Here is a 17973-nt window from a genome sequence, read left to right as displayed (position 1 = left end):
CCGACTTGCGGGGTTCGTGGGTGTCCACCATAGGAGTTTGTTGACTGCTCAGCAATTGATTGCTCAGTAATTGAGACGGCAGTAGGTGAAGAAGCAGTAAAGTCGGCGGGGTGAACCCCGCGAAACGAGAGAACGACGAAGCGGCCCGCGCCGCCGACAGCAGGCTCGTGCACGACTTCGGACTGCTGATCAAGGCCGCCACCCGCCTGGAACACCGGATCGACACGGCGCTGCGCAAGGAGTGCCAGGTCAGCCACACGATGTTCGAGGTCCTCATCCGGCTCTGCCGGCACCCGGACGAGGAGATCTCACAGCGCAGGCTCGCCGACGACCTGACGCTCACCAGCAGTGGCATCACCCGGCTGATCGACCGTATGGAGGGCGCCGGCCTGGTGCGGCGCGGGCCGGCCCCCGGGGACCGCAGAAGCGTCCTGGTCGAGACGACCGATCACGGCCGTGCGGTGTTCCTCCGGGCCGCAGCCGTCCACGCGCAGGTCGTCGAGCGGTACTTCGTGGCACCGGTGACCGCTGCCGACTACGGACGGCTGACCCGCTCCCTCGGCGAGATCGAGAAGGCGCTGAACGACAGCTGACACCCTCGTGGCAGCGGCCGCCATGACCGCCCTGCGCACGCCACCGTGCCGCGGCTGCTCCGCTTCGTCCTGAGCCCCGGCTGGACCGGGCGTTCCGGCGGGACCGCGCCGGGGCGCCGCACACCGCCGCGCAGACCCTCTGCCGAGCGGGACGCTGACGCCGTGCCGGTGACGGTCAGGTCCGCGTCTCCCCGGCGCGGACCAGCCCGCTCTCGTAGGCCATTACCACGAGTTGGGCCCGGTCCCGGGCGCCCAGTTTGGCCATGGCCCGGTTGGCGTGGGTCTTGACGGTGACCGGGGTCACGAAGAGCCGTTCGGCGATCTCGTCGTTGGACAGGCCCGTGGCCACCAGCGTCATGACCTGACGCTCCCGGGGTGTCAGCGTGGCCAGCCGCGCGGGGTCGGCGAGAGCGCCGGGGGAGGGCTGGGAGAGGAACCGGGCGATCAGACCCTTGGTCGCGGTGGGCGAGAGCAACGCCTCGTCCGCCGCTACCAGCCGGATCGCATGCAGGAGTTCGGCCGGCTCGACCCCCTTGCCGAGAAAGCCGCTCGCACCGGCCCGCAGCGCCTCGATGACGAACTCCTCCACCTCGAACGTGGTGAGGACCAGCACCTTCACGCCGGCCAGATCCTCGTCCCGGCCGATGAGCCGGGTCGCCTCGATACCGTCGACCTCGGGCATCCGGATGTCCATCACCACGACATCGGCCCGCGCGGACCGGGCCAGCTCCGCCGCCTCCCGCCCGTTGGACGCCTCCGCGACGACCTCCATGTCCGGCTGAGCGTCGATGAGCAGCCGGAAGGTGCCCCGCAGCAGGGCCTGGTCGTCGGCGAGCAGGACGCGGATCGTCATGGGTGACTCTTACCTCGTCGGAATCAGGCGGGGGATGTGGGGGAGAGGGCCAGGGGGAGTTCGGCGACGACCCGGAAGCCGCCGTCGGACAGCGGGCCCGCGGTGACCGTGCCGCCGATGGCGGTCGCGCGCTCGTGCATGCCGATCAGACCGTGGCCGGAGCCGGGGCCCCGGGCGGCTCCGGGCCTGCCGTCGTCCGTCACCGTGATCCGCAGCCCATACGGACCGTGGTCCAGCACGACCTCCGCCCGCGTCGCCGACGCGTGCTTGTGCGTGTTGGTGAGAGCTTCCTGGATGATGCGGTACGCCGTCAGTTCCGTGGCCGGCGCCACCGGCCGGGGCGTGCCGGTGGACACCACCTCCACGGACAGCCCGCCCGCCCGCACGCCACCGACCAGGGCGTCCAGATCGGCCAGTCCCGGAATGGGCGAGCGGGATTCGGGCCCGTCATCGGGCCGGCGCAACAGGCCCACGGTGGCGCGCAGTTCGTCGAGGGCGACACGGCTGTTGTCCTTGATGTGCGCCAGCGCCTCGTACGCCCGGTCGGGATCATCGCGCATGAGGTGGTGGGCCACCCCCGCCTGGGCGTTGACCAGGGTGATGTGATGGGCGACGACGTCATGCAACTCACGGGCGATACGGACGCGCTCCTCGGTGACCCGGCGCCGGGCCTCCTCCTCACGGCTGCGCTCGGCGCGTTCGGCGCGCGCCTCGACTTCGGCGAGGTGACGGCGGCGGGTGCGGACGGCGTCCCCCAACGCGGTGGCCGCGATCGCGAGGTCGAAGCGGAGCAGACTGGTTCCCGCCAGGGGCGGCTCGGAGTCGGCCACCGCGTAGACAGCCGTGATCAGCAGGGACGCGATGAGGCCCATGATCCAGGCGGTGCGGCGGCTCCCGCGGGTGGCGAGGGTGTAGAGCGCCACCAGGCTCGCCGCAGGCGTCAGGGAGAAGGTAGGCGCCACGGCCATATGAGCCAGATCGACGGCCAGCGTGGCGAGCACCACCGGCAGCGGCCATCGGCTGCGGACCACGAGGGGCGCGCACGCCAGCGCCGTCCAGGCCGCCCCGCCCACCCGGGGGGCGTGCCAGCCGGACCCCCCGTCGCCCGCGGCGCTCGCGGCCAGGGCCACCAGAACGACCACCACGGCCGGAAGCGCGTCCCTGATCCGCTCGTGACGGGCCAACCACCGCCGACTCACCGCTGCCACCTGCACTCCCTCACTCTACGCAGCGCGGGCCGGGCTGCCTGCCGCTCTCCGCCGCCCGGCCCGCGCGATACCCCGGTGGACGTCAGCCGTGGTGTCCGGCTGTCTCCGGCTCACGGATCGTCCGGAGCGGCTGCACCGGCTCCTCGACGGGGCCCTCGACCGAGACGCGGGGCAGCGCGCGGTCCAGCCCGCGGGGCAGCCACCAGTTGGCCCGCCCGCACAGGTGCATGAGCGCCGGCACGACGACCATGCGGATCAGCAGGGCGTCCAGGGCCACCGCCACGGCGAGGCTGACGCCGAACTCGGAGATGACCCGCATGCCGCCGAACACGAAGGAGCCGAAGACACAGACCATGATGGTGGCGGCGACGGCGATCACCTTGCCCGTCTCGGCCTGTCCGACCCGGACCGCACGGTGGCTGTCACCGGTGTGCGCCCACTCCTCGCGCATCCGGCTGACCAGGAACACCTGGTAGTCCATGGACAGGCCGAACATGATGCCGACGACCAGGATCGGCACGAACGACTCGATCGGCCCGGCGGCGCCCAGGCCGAGCAGTCCCGCACCGAAGCCGTACTGGAAGACGACCACGATCGCGCCGAAGGCCACCCCGATGCTGAGGATGTTCAGCAGCGCGCCGACGGCCGGGATGAGCAGGCTGCGGAAGGCGACGGTCAGCAGCAGGAAGCCCAGTGCGGCGATCACCAGCACGAACAGCGGAAGTTTGCCCATCAGGACCGACGCGAAGTCGTCGTTGCTCGCGGTGACGCCACCCACGTAGACCTTCATCGACGTGCCCTGCTCCGCCTCGGGGATCACGTCGTCACGCAGGTGATGGATCAGGTCGGAGGTGGCCTCCGACTGCGGCGAGGTCGTCGGGACGACGGATATCACACCGACCGTCTGCCCCTCCTTCATGGGCGTGGCGCCGACACCGGCGACACCGTCGACCTGGCCGAGGGCGGTGACGAGTTTCGCCGCTGCGGCCTTGTCGGCGGTGCCGGGTGCCCGGACAGCGAGGACGAGCGGGCCGTTGAAGCCCGGCCCGAAGCCGTCGGCGATCATGTCGTAGGCCTGACGGTTCGTCGAGGACGGGGGCAGATTGCCGTCGTCGGACGCGCCAAGACGCAGGGAGAGCGTCGGGAGCGCGAGAGCCGTGAGCACCACGAGACCGACCAGACCCAGCACCTTGGGCCGCGCCTGGACACGCTCGGCCCACCGGCCCCACAGCCCCGTGCCGCCCACCGGGGCCCCGTCGTGTCCGGCCGGGGTGCGGCGCTCGGCACGGCCGAGGATCCGCTGCCCGATCATGCCGAGCATCGCGGGCAGCAGGGTGATGGCGGCCAGCACGGTCAGTACGACGGTGATCGCCGCGCCGATCGCCATGCCGTTGATGATGCCGACGTTCAGGGTGAGCATGCCCAGCAGCGCGACGACCACGGTCAGTCCGGCGAACACCACGGCCCGGCCGGAGGTGTTGAGGGCCTTGGCCGTCGACTCGGCCACCCCCATGCCCGCCATCAGGTTGGCTCGGTGCCGGTTGACGATGAACAGCGCATAGTCGATGCCCACCCCCAGTCCGATCAGCGAACCCAGGGTCAGCGTGGTGTCGGAGAGCGTGACGGCATGGCTGAGCAGCATCACCGTGACCGCGGAGGTTCCGACGCCGGCGATGGCCGTGATGATGGGCAGCGCCGCCACCCAGACCGCCCGGAAGACGAACAGCAGCACGATGAAGGCGAGCACGATCCCCATGGCGTCGGCGACCGCGTTCGGCTCGGGATTGACGGTGAACGCCTGCCCGTTGAGCGCGATGCGCAGGCTTGGCGACTCCGGAGCCGTAGCGAGGTCCTTCACATGGTCGACACGGGCGTCGTCGACACCGTCGTCGAACGCGACCGTGGCGTAGGCCGTCCGGCCGTCCTCGCTGACCTGGGCCCGGCCGGCGGGCGTGTAGGGATCGGTCACCGAGGCCACGCCCGGGGCGTCGGCGACACGCTCCAGGGCCGCGGTCATCGCCCGCTCGGCCGCGCCGTCGGTGACCTTGCCGTCGCTGACCTGCCAGACGATCCGGCCGCTCTCGCCCGCCGCGCTGCTCGCGCCCTTCTGCAGCAGCGCCGTCGCCCTGGCCGAGTCGGTGTCCTGAGAGAGCGGGCTGTTGCCGAAGCTGCTGCCGGCCGCGCCGACCGCCCCACCGAGGGCGATCAGCAGGCCCACCCAGGCCAGGACGACGGCGAGCCGGTGCCGGTGGCACCAGCGGGCGAGAGGGGACATCGACGAGCCTTTCCAGAGGAACACGGGCCGGAATCCCGGCGCACCGCCACGCTCGCACTCCGCTGGTCTCTCGTCGTTGGACGTTCGCGGACACTTGCCTCTACTGCGATCGCAGTAGAGGCAAGTGTCCGCGGTGCAGGTGGGTCAGGGGGTGTAGACGGTGGGGCGTGGAGCCGTCGGCATGGCGTTGCCGATGAAGAAGCTCGGGTGCGGGGGCTGGTTGTAGGCGGTGTTCTGCCAGGCCAGCGCCGTGCGGTACTGGGTGTCGTGCAGCAGGGTCGTGATCTTCGTGCTGGTCTCGTGCGGGGTGGAGTAGATCCGCAGCGCCCTGTTGTCGCCGGTGCGCCAGACGACCTCCTCGCGCCAGTCGCCGAGGATGTCACCTGACAGCGCCGGGGTGGACTTGGTGCCGTTGTTGGACGCGACGCCGGAGCCGGTGAGCATCCGGGTGTCGCCGGAGGTGCCGTACTTGTCGATGCGGGTGCCGTCGAGGAGCTCACGGACGGGGTCGCCGTCCCACCAGGACAGGAAGTTGATGCTGGACGGCTCCCTGCCCAGGGAGGCGCCGGTGGCGGAGCGCAGGGTGGTGTCGGTGGCGGACCAGGCCTCGGCGCCCGCGCTGCCGGCGTAGATGTCGGCGGCGACGCCCCGGCCGTTGTCGGAGCCCGACGCCGTCTGCCACAGCCTCGCACCCGTGCGCGCGTCGGCCATCCAGGAGCCGGGCTTGCTGGAGTCCTCGGAGACCTTGAAGTACTCCAGGCCCGGACGGGAGGGGTTGAGGTCGCCGACGTGGCCGGCGTCGCCGTGGCCGAGCCTGGTGGTCCACAGGCCGTTGCCGTTGTCGTCGACGGTCATCGCGCCGTAGACGATCTCGTCCTTGCCGTCGGCGTCGACGTCGGCGATGGACAGGCTGTGGTTGCCCTGGCCGTCATAGCCCTTGCCGCTGTTGCTGGAGGAGCTGGTGTCGAAGGTCCAGCGGCGGGTGAAGGCGCCGTTGCGCCAGTCCCAGGCGGCTATCACCGATCGGGTGTAGTAGCCCCGCGCCATGATCAGCGAGGGGCGGGCGCCGTCGAGGTAGGCGGTGCCGGCGAGGAAGCGGTCGACGCGGTTGCCGTAGTTGTCGCCCCAGGAGGAGACGGTGCCGCGGCCCGGAACGTAGTCGACGCTCTGCATCGCCTTGCCCGTCTGGCCGTTGAACATCGTCAGGAACTCGGGCCCGGACAGGACGTAGCCGCTGGAGTTGCGGTGGTCGGCGGAGGAGCTGCCGATGACCGCGCCGGTGCCGTCGCGGGTGCCGTCGGCGGTCTTCATGGCGACCTCGGCCTTGCCGTCGCCGTCGTAGTCGTACACCTGGAACTGCGTGTAGTGCGCGCCGGAGCGGATGTTGCGGCCCAGGTCGATGCGCCACAGCCGGGTGCCGTCGAGTTTGATGCCGTCGACGATGGTGTTGCCGGTGTACCCGGACTGGGAGTTGTCCTTGGCGTTGGTCGGCTGCCACTTCAGCACGAGGTCCAGGGCGCCGTCACCGTCGAGGTCGCCGACGGAGGCGTCGTTGGCCTCGTAGGTGTAGGCCGAGTTGCCCGGAGCGGTGCCGCCCGCGGGCGGGGAGATCGGCACGTCCTTGTAGCCCGTGCGGAACTGCACCGCGGGCGCCGACGCGGCCTGCTCGGTGCCGTTGACGACGGCGCGCACCGTGTAGTCGGCCGAGGCCGCGGCGCCCACGTCGAAGTAGTTCGTCGACGCGGTGACGGGCGAGGAGTTGAGTCTGGTGCCACCCCGGTAGACGTTGAACGACACGTCGTTCGGGTCGGTCGCCAGCCACCGCCATGACACCAGGTTTCCGCTGTTGGTGTGCACGCTGGACAGGCCGCGGTCGAGCTTCTCGACCTGCCTGGCGGTCGCCGCTTGCGCGGTCTGGGGGAGTGCGACGAGCGCGGAGACGGCCAGGGCGGCGGCGGAGATACCGCCGACGAGCCGGCCGCCGGGCCGATGGGGTGATCGCCACGGTCGTGGCGTGGTGCGGGGACGCCGGTGCGAGTCGGTCACGGTGGCCTCCGGGGCGTGGGGGGTATGGGAACGCTCCCATGAGGAGGGAGCGTAAGAACGGGCTGATGCCTCGTCAAGGATTGTGTCCAGTCCGCTGTTCGGCCCTGTTCGGATCCGTGAGTTTCTCGTGTTCCATGGATTGACAGCCGGGTGGCGGGGCTTGAACACTGCGGGATGCGCGTCAGCGGGCAACTGGGGTCGAAGGCCGTCGAACTGGTCGCTCACCCGTGAACTCGGGCGTGCGACACGGCAGTTCATGGTGATTCCTGCACCGGCAACCTTTCCCTTCGAGGAGGAGCGTCTCGTGCCCACCTGACAGGTTGTGAACGCTCCCAGCATGCGCAGGCGGATCACCCCAGTCCCGGAAACTCCACCCCCCACAACCCGCTGCCCGTCGGCCGCGACGTCCCACGCGCGGCCGGCGGACAGGGAGGAGCGACCATGTCCCCGACTCCTGCTCCCGCTCGGATCAGCCGCCGGACGCTGCTCAAGGCCACCACCGCGACCGCCGGTGCCCTCGCCACCGCGGCCGCGCTCGCCGAACTCGACACGCCGGCCCACGCTGCCGCCGGTTTCGTCAAGGGCGTCGACATCAGCTGGGTGCCGCAGATGGAGGCCCGCGGCTACTCCTGGAAGAACGCCGGTGGGCAGACACAGGACCTGCTGACCATTCTCAAGGGGTACGGCATCACGGCGGTCCGCCTCCGCACGTTCGTCAACCCGTCCGGCGACCCGGCCAACGGGCACTGCGGCATCAACGAGGTCGCCGCCTTCGCCAAGCGGGTCAAGGCCGCCGGGATGTCGATCATGCTGGACTACATGTTCGGCGACACCTGGAACTCCGTCGGTGTGCAGAACCCGCCCGCCGCCTGGCGGAACATGAGCTACGGCCAGATGCTCGCCGCGATGAACACGTACGTGAACCAGACGATGACCGTCATGAAGAACAACGCCGTGCTCCCCACCTGGGTGCAGATCGGCAACGAGATCAACAGCGGGATCTGCCGGCCCGTCGGCAGCGTCTCCAGCCCGGCGCAGATGACCGGGCTTCTCAATGCGGCCTACACCCAGGTCAAGGCGGTGTCGCCGAACTCGGCGGTGTGCATCCACCTGGCCCAGCCGCAGAAGTACGACGTGATGACGACGTTCTTCGGCCGCTTCGCCGCCAACGGCGGCAAGTGGGACATGTCCGTGTTCTCCTCCTACGGCAGCGCCGACGTCGCCCCGGGGATCGTGGAGAACATGCGGAAGATCTCCGCCGCCTACGGAAAACCGTTCCTGCAGAGCGAGTTCGGGGGGCGGGTGGACCGGGCCTCCTCCACCCAGGCCGCGCTGGTCGCCTACATCAAGGCACTGAAGGCCACCGGGGGGCAGGGCATCTTCTACTGGGAGCCGGAGTGCATGTCCCCGTTCACCGGCTACAACATGGGCGCCTGGGACTCCGCCGGCAAGCGGCCCACCTCCATCATGAACGGCTTCACCCAGGCCTGAGCCGCGCGTCCTGGGCGAAGCGGTGCGACGGCCTGTGCGCCGCCCCCGACCCTGTACCCCCTGTGATGAAGGACGGACTCATGAATGTAATGAACATGCCATTAGGGGTCGGCGGACACGGCGCCCGGCTGGCGACGGCCGGGCTGCTGACCCTGGCGGCCCTGGCCGGCACCGGCGCGGCCCACACCGCCACCGCCGCGCCGCGGGCTCTGCCATCAGGCTGTTCCGGCACCTCGGCGATCATCTGCCACTACGGCGTCGCGCCGGGCAACTACGACGTGACGGTCTCCATCGGCGGCGCCCTGGCCGGACAGACCGAGATGTGGGCCGAGGCCCGGCGGCTGATGCTCCCGGCCACGAGAACCGCGGCCGGAGCCGTCGCCACCTACTCGTTCACCATCAACGTGCGCCAGCCGGAGGGGCAGCCGACCGGCCAGGGCGGCACCGGCAACCCCGGCCTCGACCTCCGCTTCACGGGCTCCGGCCCCCAGGTCTCGGCCGTCTCGGTGAAGCCGGCCTCGCAGCCACTGGTCGCCTACCTGGCCGGTGACTCGACCGTCTGCGACCAGCCGGCCGCTCCGTACACGGGCTGGGGCCAGATGATCACGTCCGCCGTACGTCCCGGCGCGGTCATCGCCAACTACGGTGACTCCGGGGAGAGTTCGGGAAGCTTCCTCAGCAACTCGGCGCTCTTCCCCGCACTGCTGGCCAAGGTCAAGGCGAACGACCCGGTCTTCATCCAGTTCGGCCACAACGACAAGCAGACCAGCGCGTCCGCCTACCGGAACAACCTCACCACCATGATCTCGCGGGTCCGCGCCAAGGGCGGCGTGCCGGTCCTGGTGACGCCCCCGGTCCGCCGGCTGTTCGACGGCAACCGGCTCACCTCCACGGCCCTGCACGTCAACGGTGTCGGGGTGAACCTGCCGGCCGAGATGCGCGCCGTCGGTGCGGCGCAGCGGGTCCCGGTGGTCGACCTGACCGCCCGGAGCAAGGCGCTGATCGAATCCCTCGGACCGTCCGCCTCCGCACAGCTCTTCCTCCGCTCCTCCGTCGACGGCGTCACGGACAACACCCACTTCTCGCAGTACGGCGCGACCCAAGTGGGCGGGCTGCTGCTCCAAGCCGTCCGGGAGCAGAACCTGCCCCTGGCCGCACACCTGCGCTGACCGACGCAAGGGGCCCCGCCCCAAGGAGGGAACCGATGAAGAACCTACGGACCGTCATCACCACCGTGCTGGTGATCGCCCTGTCGAGCCTCGGACTCAGTGCCGCCTCGGCGGCCGGCGGTGCCGCGACGCGCTGCTCCGGCAGCCCCGGCACCGCTGCCCCCGCCGCCCGGGCGGCCGCACAGCCGGTCACCGTGTGGCTGGCCGGCGACTCGACCATGGCCAACCCGGGCTCCGCCCGCTGCCCGGTCGGCTGGGGCAGTCAGTTCGACGCCCTGTTCAACGCCGATGTCACCGTCAGGAACCAGGCCGTGGGCGGCCGCAGCATCCAGACCTGGATGTACGAGGGGAACGTCAGCGGAACCAAGGGCCCGGACGGCGAGTGCCGTCTCACGTCCAGCGGCTACTCCTCACGCTGGCAGTCGATGCTGAACGCGAGCACCGGGATGAAGGCGGGTGACTACCTGTTCATCCAGTTCGGCATCAACGACTCCTCCTCGACCTGCCCCCGGCACGTCGGCCCCGCCCGCTACCGGCAGTTGATGACCACGATGGTGCAGGCCGCCCTGGCCCGGGGAGCGCACCCGGTGCTGCTCACCCCGGTCGCCGCGATCACCTGCTCCGGAAACACGGCGACGAAGAACCGGGGCTTCGTGAACGAGACCTTCGCCGTCGGCTCCGCCACCAGGGCGCCGGTCGTCGACCTGCAGTCGCTGAGCGTCTCGCTCTACAACAGTCTGCGCTTCTGCCCGCACAACGGCGACTACGGATCGGGCCCCGTGGGCGCCTTCTTCTGCAACGACCACACCCACTTCGAGACGTACGGCGCACAGCGGATCGCCGGACTCGTCGCAGGTGACGTGCGCCGGCAGAACCTCCCGCTCGCCGCGTATCTCAGGTAGCGCCGAGAGCGGCTCGTGAGGGTCTGACTAGCATGGCTGCCGGCATCCGAAGACGCCGTGTCGGCCCTCCCGGCCGACCGGCTCGGCCGAAGGCAGGAAGGGCGCAGCACGATGACGGGGCTCAGCGACGCCATCGCACTCGACGACCCGGTGGGCGAGTCGCTCCGCGGGCACCACGCACATCTCGCCCGCCGGCTCGGCGGCGCTGTCACCTACATACCCGGAGTCGCGACGTTCTCCGCGGTGTCCCCCGAGCCGGACGCCGAAGCGTGGGCGGACCTGGCCAAGCTGCTGGGACCGGGCGAGTTCGCCGACATGTTCAGCTGCCCGGTCCCGCCGCCGTCGGACTGGGAGCCGGTCTTCGTCCTCGAAGGCCGCCAGATGATCTGGACCGGCGACAGCAGCCCCGACCCCTCTCCCGCCGAGCTCGGCTCCGGCGTCGTCGAACTCGGCGTGGAGAGCGTGCCCGACATGCTCGACCTCGTCGAACGGACCCGCCCGGGGCCCTTCTGGCCGCGCACGCACGAACTCGGCAGCTACCTCGGCGTCCGCGACGGCGGCACACTCGTGGCGATGGTGGGGGAGCGGCTGAGGCCTCCCGGATGGACCGAGATCAGCGCCGTCTGCACCGCCCCCGAGGCACGCGGGCAAGGCCATGCGGTCCGTCTGCTGCGCGCGCTCGTCGCCCGCATCGTGGCGCGCGGTGAACGACCCTTCCTGCACGTGGCGGAGGCGAACACCGGCGCGCTCGCGCTCTACGAACGGCTCGGTTTCGAGACTCGCAAGCACGTGACGTTCCGCGGCTTCCGCACCCCGTGAGCGGCCGGATCCGCTTCCGCCGCCCGCCCCGGGCGGTGGCGCCGGCCCCGTGAAGCGCTTGCGCTAGCAAGGTTCCGCCCCGACCATTCAGCGAGCCGACGACAGGGGGGACCGTTGACAGTCGAGGACGCCGTGGCCGAGGCGGACGCACGGATCCGGCGCGAGCCGGAGCTGGCGCACACCGAGCACCTCGTGGTGGAGCACGGCAACCGCACGGTGGCCGCGTACGCGTACGGCCGGCGGGCGGTGGACGAGCCGGGGGACGTCTTCTCCGTCACCAAGAGCGTGCTGTCCACGCTCGTGGGCTGTGCGGTCAACGACGGCCGGCTGGAACTCGGAGCCGCGCTGGGCGAGTTGCTGGGCGCGATGGTCCCCGAGGGGGCGCGGCAGACGACCGTACGCCACCTGCTGACCATGACCGGCGGCACGGACCCCTCCGGCGACCACGACATCGACGCGGTCATGCAGCTCCCCAAGGGCTGGACGCGGACGCTCCTGACCGCTCCCCGCTTGTCCCCGCCCGGCACCCGCTTCCGCTACGACAACGGTGCCACCCACGTCCTCGCGGCCTGCCTGGCCCGAGCGCTGGACGAGGACCTGGAGGAGTACGCCCGGCGCCGCCTCTTCGGCCCGCTCGGGATCACCCGGGCGCACTGGCCACGAGATCCCGACGGACTGCCCTACGGCTTCGGCCAACTTCGGCTGTCCGCACTGGACCTCCTCGCGCTGGGCCGCCTCAACACGTCCGAACAGCAGGTCCCGGCAGAATCCTTGACGGCACGTCAGCGCCTCCCTACGCTCACTTGGCCTGGGAACGTTCCCAGAGCACCTGTTCGCGCACCCCCCACTCGCGTACCGCCCCGCCCTCCTCGGACAGGGCGCGGGCAAGGAGGAACAGGACCATGCAGATACCCCGGCAGAGAAGCAGGACGCTCGGGCTGAGGGCCGCCCTGGTCGCGGCCGTCACCGGCCTGCTCGCCACACTCCTCTCGCTCCAACCCGTGTCGGCGCAACCGGCGGCGCAGCAACCGGCGCCCGTCCGCCCGGCGGCGGCGGACAACCCCTACGAGCGGGGCCCGGCCCCCACGGTGAGCAGCGTCGCGGCCCAGCGCGGCACGTTCGCCACCGCGGAGATCACCGTTTCGCCCGGCAACGGCTTCAACGGCGGCAAGATCTACTACCCGACCGACACCAGCAAGGGCACCTGGGGCGCGATCGCCGCCGTACCCGGCTACACCGCCCGGTGGAGCGCCGAAGGCGCCTGGATGGGGCCCTGGCTCGCCTCCTTCGGGTTCGTCGTCATCGGCATCGACACCAACAGCCCCAACGACTACGACACCGCCCGCGGAACCCAACTCCTCGCCGCCCTGGACTACCTCACCCAGAAGAGCCCGGTACGCGACCGCGTCGATCCCGGCCGGCTGGGCGTGCTCGGCCACTCCATGGGCGGCGGCGGCGCCATCAGCGCGGCCGTGCGGCGACCGTCCCTGAAGGCGGCCCTCCCGCTCGCGCCCTTCTCGCCCTCGCAGAACCTGTCCACCCTGCGCGTCCCGACGATGATCATGGGCGCCCGGGACGACGGCACGGTCACCCCGTCCTACCTCGACGGCCTCTACGGAGGCATGCCGGCAGCCACGCAGAGCGCCTTCATCGAGCTCACCGGCGGCGGCCACGGCTTCCCCACCTGGGGCAACTCGAACGTGACGCGCCGTACGATCCCCTGGCTCAAGATCTTCCTCGACCACGACACCCGCTACACCCAGTTCCTGTGCCCGTCACTGGCGGACCGCGGCAACATCTCCCGGTCGAAGACCAAGTGCCCCTACGTTCCGCCGGGCGGCACGACCCCGCAGCCGACCGGCGGCAAGATCGTGGGCGCCGGTTCCGGCCGCTGCCTGGACGTGCCGAACTCCTCGCAGACCAACGGCACTCAGGTGCAGCTGTGGGACTGCCTGGACCGCGCCGGCCAGAAGTGGACCCGCACCGACGCCGGCGAGCTGCGCGTGTACGGCGGAAAGTGCCTGGACGCCGAGGCCTCGGGCACCTCACCGGGCACGCGGGCGGTCATCTGGGACTGTCACGGCGGCCAGAACCAACGCTGGAGCGTCAACGCCGACGGCACGATCACCAGCGCCCGCTCCGGCCTGTGCCTGGACGCCTCCGGTTCCGGCACCGCCAACGGGACCCGAGCGGTCCTGTGGAACTGCAACGGCGGGGCCGGCCAGCGCTGGACCATCGGGTGACGCGGAACGATTCCGGCCCCCTCGCACGCCTCACCAGGCCGCGTCCTCCCACTGGTCCAGCAGGGCTTCGGCCGACACCTCCTCGGGCTCGCCGGCCGGGCTCCGGGTCGACTGTTCGGTCCAGATGACCTTGCCGCGGGCCATGTAGCGGGTGCCCCAGCGCCGGGCGAACTGGGCGACGAGGAACAGTCCCCGTCCGCCCTCGTCGGTGGTCGCGGCCCGGCGCAGATGGGGTGAGGTGCTGCTGCCGTCGGCGACTTCGCAGATCAGGCTGTCGCCGTCGTGCAGCACCCGCAGCCGGATCGGTTCGATGCCGTAGCGGATGGCGTTGGTGACCAGCTCGCTGACGATCAACTCGGTCGTGAACGCCATCTCCTCCAGTCCCCAGGTCCTCAGCCGCCCGGTGACCTCCGCCCGGATGCCCGCGACGACCGCCGGATCACCGGGCACGTCCCACTCGGCCACCTGGGACGGATCCAGCAGCCGGGTGCGGGCGACGAGCAGGGCGATGTCGTCACTCGACCGGGCCGGAAGCATCGCGTCGAGGACGTCCCGGCAGGTCTCCTCGGGGGCCCGGCCCGAGTGTGCCAGCGCGTCGCGCAGCGCATCGAGACCGCTGTCGATGCCCCGCTCCCGGTCCTCGATCAGACCGTCCGTGTACAGGACCAGCCGGGAACCCTCGGGGAGGGGGAGTGCGGCGGTCTCGAAGGGCAGACCGCCGCCCAGACCGAGCGGCGGGGAGCCGGGCACCCGCAGGAATTCCACGGTGCCGTCGGGATGCACCAGGGCCGGCTCCGGATGCCCGGACCGGGCCAGGGAGCACATCCCGGAGGCTGGATCGTAGATGGCGTAGAGACAGGTGGCGCCCGACACGCTCTCGCCGTCCCACTCGGTGTTCCCGTCGCCGTCGCCGTCGATCCGCGCGACCAGCTCGTCCAGATGACCCAGGAGCTCGTCCGGGGGCAGATCCAGGGCGGAGAAGTTGTGCACCGCGGTGCGCAGCCGGCCCATCGTCGCCGCGGCATGAAGACCGTGCCCCACCACGTCCCCGACCACCAGCGCGACCCGCGCGCCGGGCAGCGGAATGACGTCGAACCAGTCGCCGCCCACGCCCTCCAGGGCCGGCAGATAGCGGTGGGCGACCTCCACGGCCGCGTGGTCGGGCAGGGAGCTGGGCAGCAGACTGCGCTGAAGTGTCTCGGCCAGGGTGTGTTCCCGGGTGTAGCGGCGGGCGTTGTCGACGGCCACCGCCGCCCGGGCGGCCAGTTCCTCTGCGAAGGCAAGATCCTCCGCGCCGAAGGGGACACCGTCCGAACGCCAGAAGCTCGCCATGCCCAGCACCACGCCGCGGGCCTGGAGCGGCACCGTGATCAGGGAGTGGAAACCGAGGTCCAGCACACGCCGGGCGCGACCGGGATCCTGGGCGCTCATCCAGCCGCCGGAAGCGGTCAGGTCGACGTCCAGGACCGCACGGCCGCGCTCGGCGCCGACGGCCACGGGCGATGTGGGTACGAAGCGGATCAGCTCACCCACCGGATACAGGGACCGGGCACCGTCGGCGCCGTGCACCGCCACCCGGCGCATCTCGGGACCGGGCCCGGCCGACGCCGCCCCCCGCAGGACCGGATCGAGCAGATCGACCGTCGCGGCGTCGGCGAACCGGGGGACCGCCACCTCGGCCAGTTCTTGCGCGGTGCGCACCACATCCAGGGTGGTTCCGATCCGCACACCCGCCTCGTACAGCAGCCCCAGCCGTTCCCGGGCCACCTCCGCACGCCCCGCCAGGGCACGCAGCTCCGTCGTGTCACGCAGCGTGGCCACGCTGCCCGCAGGGCGGTCGTCGGGGTCGACCGGCCGTACATTGACCGCCAGCAGCCGGTCGCCGGCCAAGTGCACCACGTCGGTGACCGGCCGGCCCGAACCCAGCAGCGCGGCGGTGCCCGCCTCCAGACCGAGATCACCGACCCGGCGCTCCTCGGCGTCCACGGGCAGGTCCAGCAGCCGCCGGGCCTCGTCGTTGGCGAGCAGCAGCCGCCCGTCGCCCCCGATGATCAGTACGCCTTCCCGCACCGCGTGCAGCACCGCGTCGTGGTGCTCGTACATCCGGGTCATCTCGGACGGGTCCAGGCCGCGCGTCTGGCGCCGCAGCCGCCAGGAGACCAGCGCCGTCCCGCCCGCGGCCACGGCGAGCGCCCCGCCGGCGAAACCCAGCAGCTGCGGCAGCTGGTCCTGCACCACGTCGTCGACGCTGGCGACGGTGACCCCGACCGACACGAAGCCCACGATGCTGATCCCGTTGGTGTCGTAGACGGGAACCGTCGTGTCCACGGCGAGGCCCAGGCTGCCCTCGAACGTCTTGGTGAACGGCCGGTCGGCGGCGGCGCCCTCGCGCTTGGCGTAGATGTGCTCGCCGATCAGCCTCGGGTCGGGGTGGGTCCAGCGAAAGCCCTGAGGATCGAAGGCCACCACGTAGTCGACACCGGTGTTCTTCCGGGTGTCCTCCGCGCGCGGTTGCAGCAGCGCGGTGGGGCGGCCGGATTTCATGGCATCCAGCGTGCCCGGGGCCCGCGCGAAGGACTGGGCGACGCCTTTCGACAGCTGCCGGGCCTCCTGTGTGCTCGACTCCCGGGCCTGCACCACGAGAGCTCCTCCCGCGGCCGCGGCGAACAGCACCATGATCACCAGTTGCAGCAGAAACACCTGGCCGGCGACGCTGCGCACCCTCGGCAGGCCCCGCCATCGCGCTCTGGGGGGCCGGGTCCCGACCTCCTCCCGCGCGTCGTGCTGCGCGGCACGCCGCGACGCCCGCCGCGGACGCCCGTCACTGCGCGCGGGGAAGCGGAGGGCCGAGAATCGACCGAGGTGCCGGAGCATACCGACTCTCTACCATGCACCTTCATATTCAGCCATATGGCTGAATACAGTCGTTTCAGATGCGAGCCCATTCCTGCCAGCGCCTGGTCACGGAGTCCCCGTGTTCGAGCCACCACTCGATGTCCAGGTCGAAGCCCGACAACAGGTGGCCCGGAGTGCTCGCCAGATGCACGGCGGTGGACTCGGTGAGGTGCCCGTAGGCGGCGGGCACCACAGGGCCGTCGGGGTAGAGCCGCGCCATGTGGGCCTGCACCTCGGGCCGCAGCGCGAAATCGATGAGCCGGTAGGCGGCATCCGGGTTCGCGGAGCCCTTGGGGATTCCGTAGCCGTTGCTCTGCCTGCGGGCACCGTTCCACTCATACGCGAGCGGAGTCCCTCGCGCCATAAGGTTCTGGAGCCTGCCGGCCCAGGTACTGGAGGCCACGACGCTGCCGCGGGACAGCAGGTCACCCGGCTCCGCCCCGTACTCCCAGAACGTCCGCACAGAGCCCCTGATCTCGTCGAGGGCCTTGAAGGCGCGATCCACATCGAGGGGGTAGAGACGGTCGAGCGGCACACCGTCGGCGAGCAGGGCGAACTCCAGTTCCGGCCAGTCCACCTCGCCCTGCAGCGCACGACGGCCCGGGAAGGTTCCGAGGCTCCAGAAGTCCGCCCACGATTCGGGCCTGCGCCCGTCGACGGCGTCGGTGCGGTAGGCGAGGACGCTGGCCCAGTAGCTCTTGCCCACGCCGTTGGGGGTGAGCAGGGACTGGGCGATGCCCGCGTTCCTGGTGTTCTTCAACCGCCCGTAGTCCAGTTGCTCGGAGGCGCCCTCGCGCTCGAAGAGCAGCAGGTTGGACATGTCGATGTCCATGACGTCGAACCGCGGACGGCCCTCCTCGATCTGGGCGAGCATCTGCGTGTGCCCCAAGTTCACCGTCTCGATCCGGATGCCGGTCTCCTTGGTGAACGGGTCATACACCGCCTTGCGGTTCGCCTCGTCGTAGGAGCCGCCGAAATTCCGGACGACGAGCGTCCTGCTGCTCTCGGTGGCGCTTCGGCCGGTGCGGCTCTCGCACGCGGTGAGCGACACCGCGGCTGCGCCGGCCGCCGTCCCCCCGACCGCGGCAAGGAAGGCTCTGCGGCCGATCTCGACGTCTCCCACCGGCTGCCTCCCCAGTGTCGTCTGGATCATCCGTGACGGAGGGTGGTCCCGATCGACCCCTTCTCTCCTGCGGCTTTAGTCAGTGTTTACCAGGAAAAGTGCCGCCTTCACAGACGTGCTGGGTGGGAGTCCACCACGTATCCGCGGCTTTTGTCGACGACGTTGCGGAGCGGCCGGCCTTCGACGTGGCGGGTGAGGTTGTCCAGGAACAGCTCGACGAGTGCTTCCCTCTCACCCGTGGTCTCGCCCGCCATGTGCGGCGCAGGGTGGCCGGGCCGTGGACGGTCCCGAAGTCGGGGTCGTCCGGGCGGGCCTTGCGGCCGGTGCCGCAGACCCGCATGCCGGCGGCCGTCAGC

14 protein-coding genes are annotated in these 17973 nt (G+C 71.0%); 7 read left to right on the top strand and 7 right to left on the bottom strand.

All coding sequences use genetic code 11. The annotated features are described in order from the left end of the window. Positions 1-110 precede the first annotated feature (110 nt). A complete protein-coding gene (locus ACFY9E_RS39060) occupies positions 111-593 on the top strand; it encodes a MarR family transcriptional regulator (protein ID WP_390993226.1) in 483 nt (160 codons plus the stop codon). A 175-nt stretch (positions 594-768) separates the two neighbouring features. On the opposite strand, the gene ACFY9E_RS39055 is transcribed toward ACFY9E_RS39060, so the two are convergent. The 4 genes from ACFY9E_RS39055 to ACFY9E_RS39040 all read right to left on the bottom strand — a co-directional run bounded on the left by ACFY9E_RS39055 (position 769) and on the right by ACFY9E_RS39040 (position 6975). Continuing rightward, complete coding sequence (locus ACFY9E_RS39055) at positions 769-1446, bottom strand: response regulator (RefSeq protein WP_390993224.1); 678 nt, start codon at positions 1444-1446, stop codon at positions 769-771. Between the two features lie 23 nt (positions 1447-1469). Then, the gene (locus tag ACFY9E_RS39050) at positions 1470-2654 is read right to left on the bottom strand and encodes a histidine kinase (RefSeq protein ID WP_390993222.1); all 1185 of its coding nucleotides are present in this window, start codon (positions 2652-2654) and stop codon (positions 1470-1472) included. An 82-nt stretch (positions 2655-2736) separates the two neighbouring features. Then, on the bottom strand, positions 2737-4929 hold the full coding sequence (locus ACFY9E_RS39045) for an MMPL family transporter (RefSeq protein WP_390993220.1): 2193 nt from the start codon (positions 4927-4929) through the stop codon (positions 2737-2739). A gap of 144 nt (positions 4930-5073) precedes the next feature. Then, positions 5074-6975: a rhamnogalacturonan lyase gene (locus ACFY9E_RS39040; protein ID WP_390993218.1), complete on the bottom strand. Its 1902-nt coding sequence runs from the start codon at positions 6973-6975 to the stop codon at positions 5074-5076. Positions 6976-7416: 441 nt separating this feature from the next. Here ACFY9E_RS39040 and ACFY9E_RS39035 point away from each other — a divergent pair, with 441 nt between their 5' ends. The 6 genes from ACFY9E_RS39035 (at position 7417) to ACFY9E_RS39010 (ending at position 13599) form a co-directional block, all read left to right on the top strand. After that, on the top strand, positions 7417-8466 hold the full coding sequence (locus tag ACFY9E_RS39035; RefSeq protein WP_390993217.1) for a glycosyl hydrolase 53 family protein: 1050 nt from the start codon (positions 7417-7419) through the stop codon (positions 8464-8466). An 80-nt stretch (positions 8467-8546) separates the two neighbouring features. Then, complete coding sequence (locus ACFY9E_RS39030) at positions 8547-9635, top strand: GDSL-type esterase/lipase family protein (RefSeq protein WP_390993215.1); 1089 nt, start codon at positions 8547-8549, stop codon at positions 9633-9635. Between the two features lie 35 nt (positions 9636-9670). Then, positions 9671-10537, top strand: coding sequence for a GDSL-type esterase/lipase family protein (locus ACFY9E_RS39025; RefSeq protein WP_390993213.1), 867 nt, complete (start codon positions 9671-9673; stop codon positions 10535-10537). Between the two features lie 111 nt (positions 10538-10648). Continuing rightward, a complete protein-coding gene (locus tag ACFY9E_RS39020) occupies positions 10649-11356 on the top strand; it encodes a GNAT family N-acetyltransferase (RefSeq protein WP_390993211.1) in 708 nt (235 codons plus the stop codon). A 114-nt stretch (positions 11357-11470) separates the two neighbouring features. After that, positions 11471-12298, top strand: coding sequence for a serine hydrolase (locus tag ACFY9E_RS39015; protein ID WP_390993209.1), 828 nt, complete (start codon positions 11471-11473; stop codon positions 12296-12298). Further along, on the top strand, positions 12259-13599 hold the full coding sequence (locus tag ACFY9E_RS39010; protein ID WP_390993207.1) for a ricin-type beta-trefoil lectin domain protein: 1341 nt from the start codon (positions 12259-12261) through the stop codon (positions 13597-13599). The genes ACFY9E_RS39015 and ACFY9E_RS39010 overlap by 40 nt, the downstream gene beginning before the upstream one ends. 30 nt (positions 13600-13629) lie before the next feature. Here the strand turns inward: ACFY9E_RS39010 and ACFY9E_RS39005 are convergent, their stop codons facing one another. The 3 genes from ACFY9E_RS39005 to ACFY9E_RS38995 form a co-directional block, all read right to left on the bottom strand. Next, positions 13630-16329, bottom strand: coding sequence for a SpoIIE family protein phosphatase (locus tag ACFY9E_RS39005; protein ID WP_390993403.1), 2700 nt, complete (start codon positions 16327-16329; stop codon positions 13630-13632). Between the two features lie 199 nt (positions 16330-16528). After that, entirely contained in the window at positions 16529-17647 is a 1119-nt protein-coding gene (locus ACFY9E_RS39000) for an extracellular solute-binding protein (RefSeq protein ID WP_390993205.1), read from the bottom strand. A 77-nt stretch (positions 17648-17724) separates the two neighbouring features. Further along, positions 17725-17871 (bottom strand): hypothetical protein, encoded by a 147-nt coding sequence (locus ACFY9E_RS38995; RefSeq protein WP_390993203.1) that lies wholly within the window; start codon positions 17869-17871, stop codon positions 17725-17727. Positions 17872-17973: the final 102 nt, after the last annotated feature.

The organism is Streptomyces sp. NPDC012466, from assembly GCF_042955215.1.
Taxonomy (GTDB): domain Bacteria; phylum Actinomycetota; class Actinomycetes; order Streptomycetales; family Streptomycetaceae; genus Streptomyces.
Note: the sequence above shows the minus strand (reverse complement) of the source record. Positions and strands in the feature narration are given on the sequence as shown.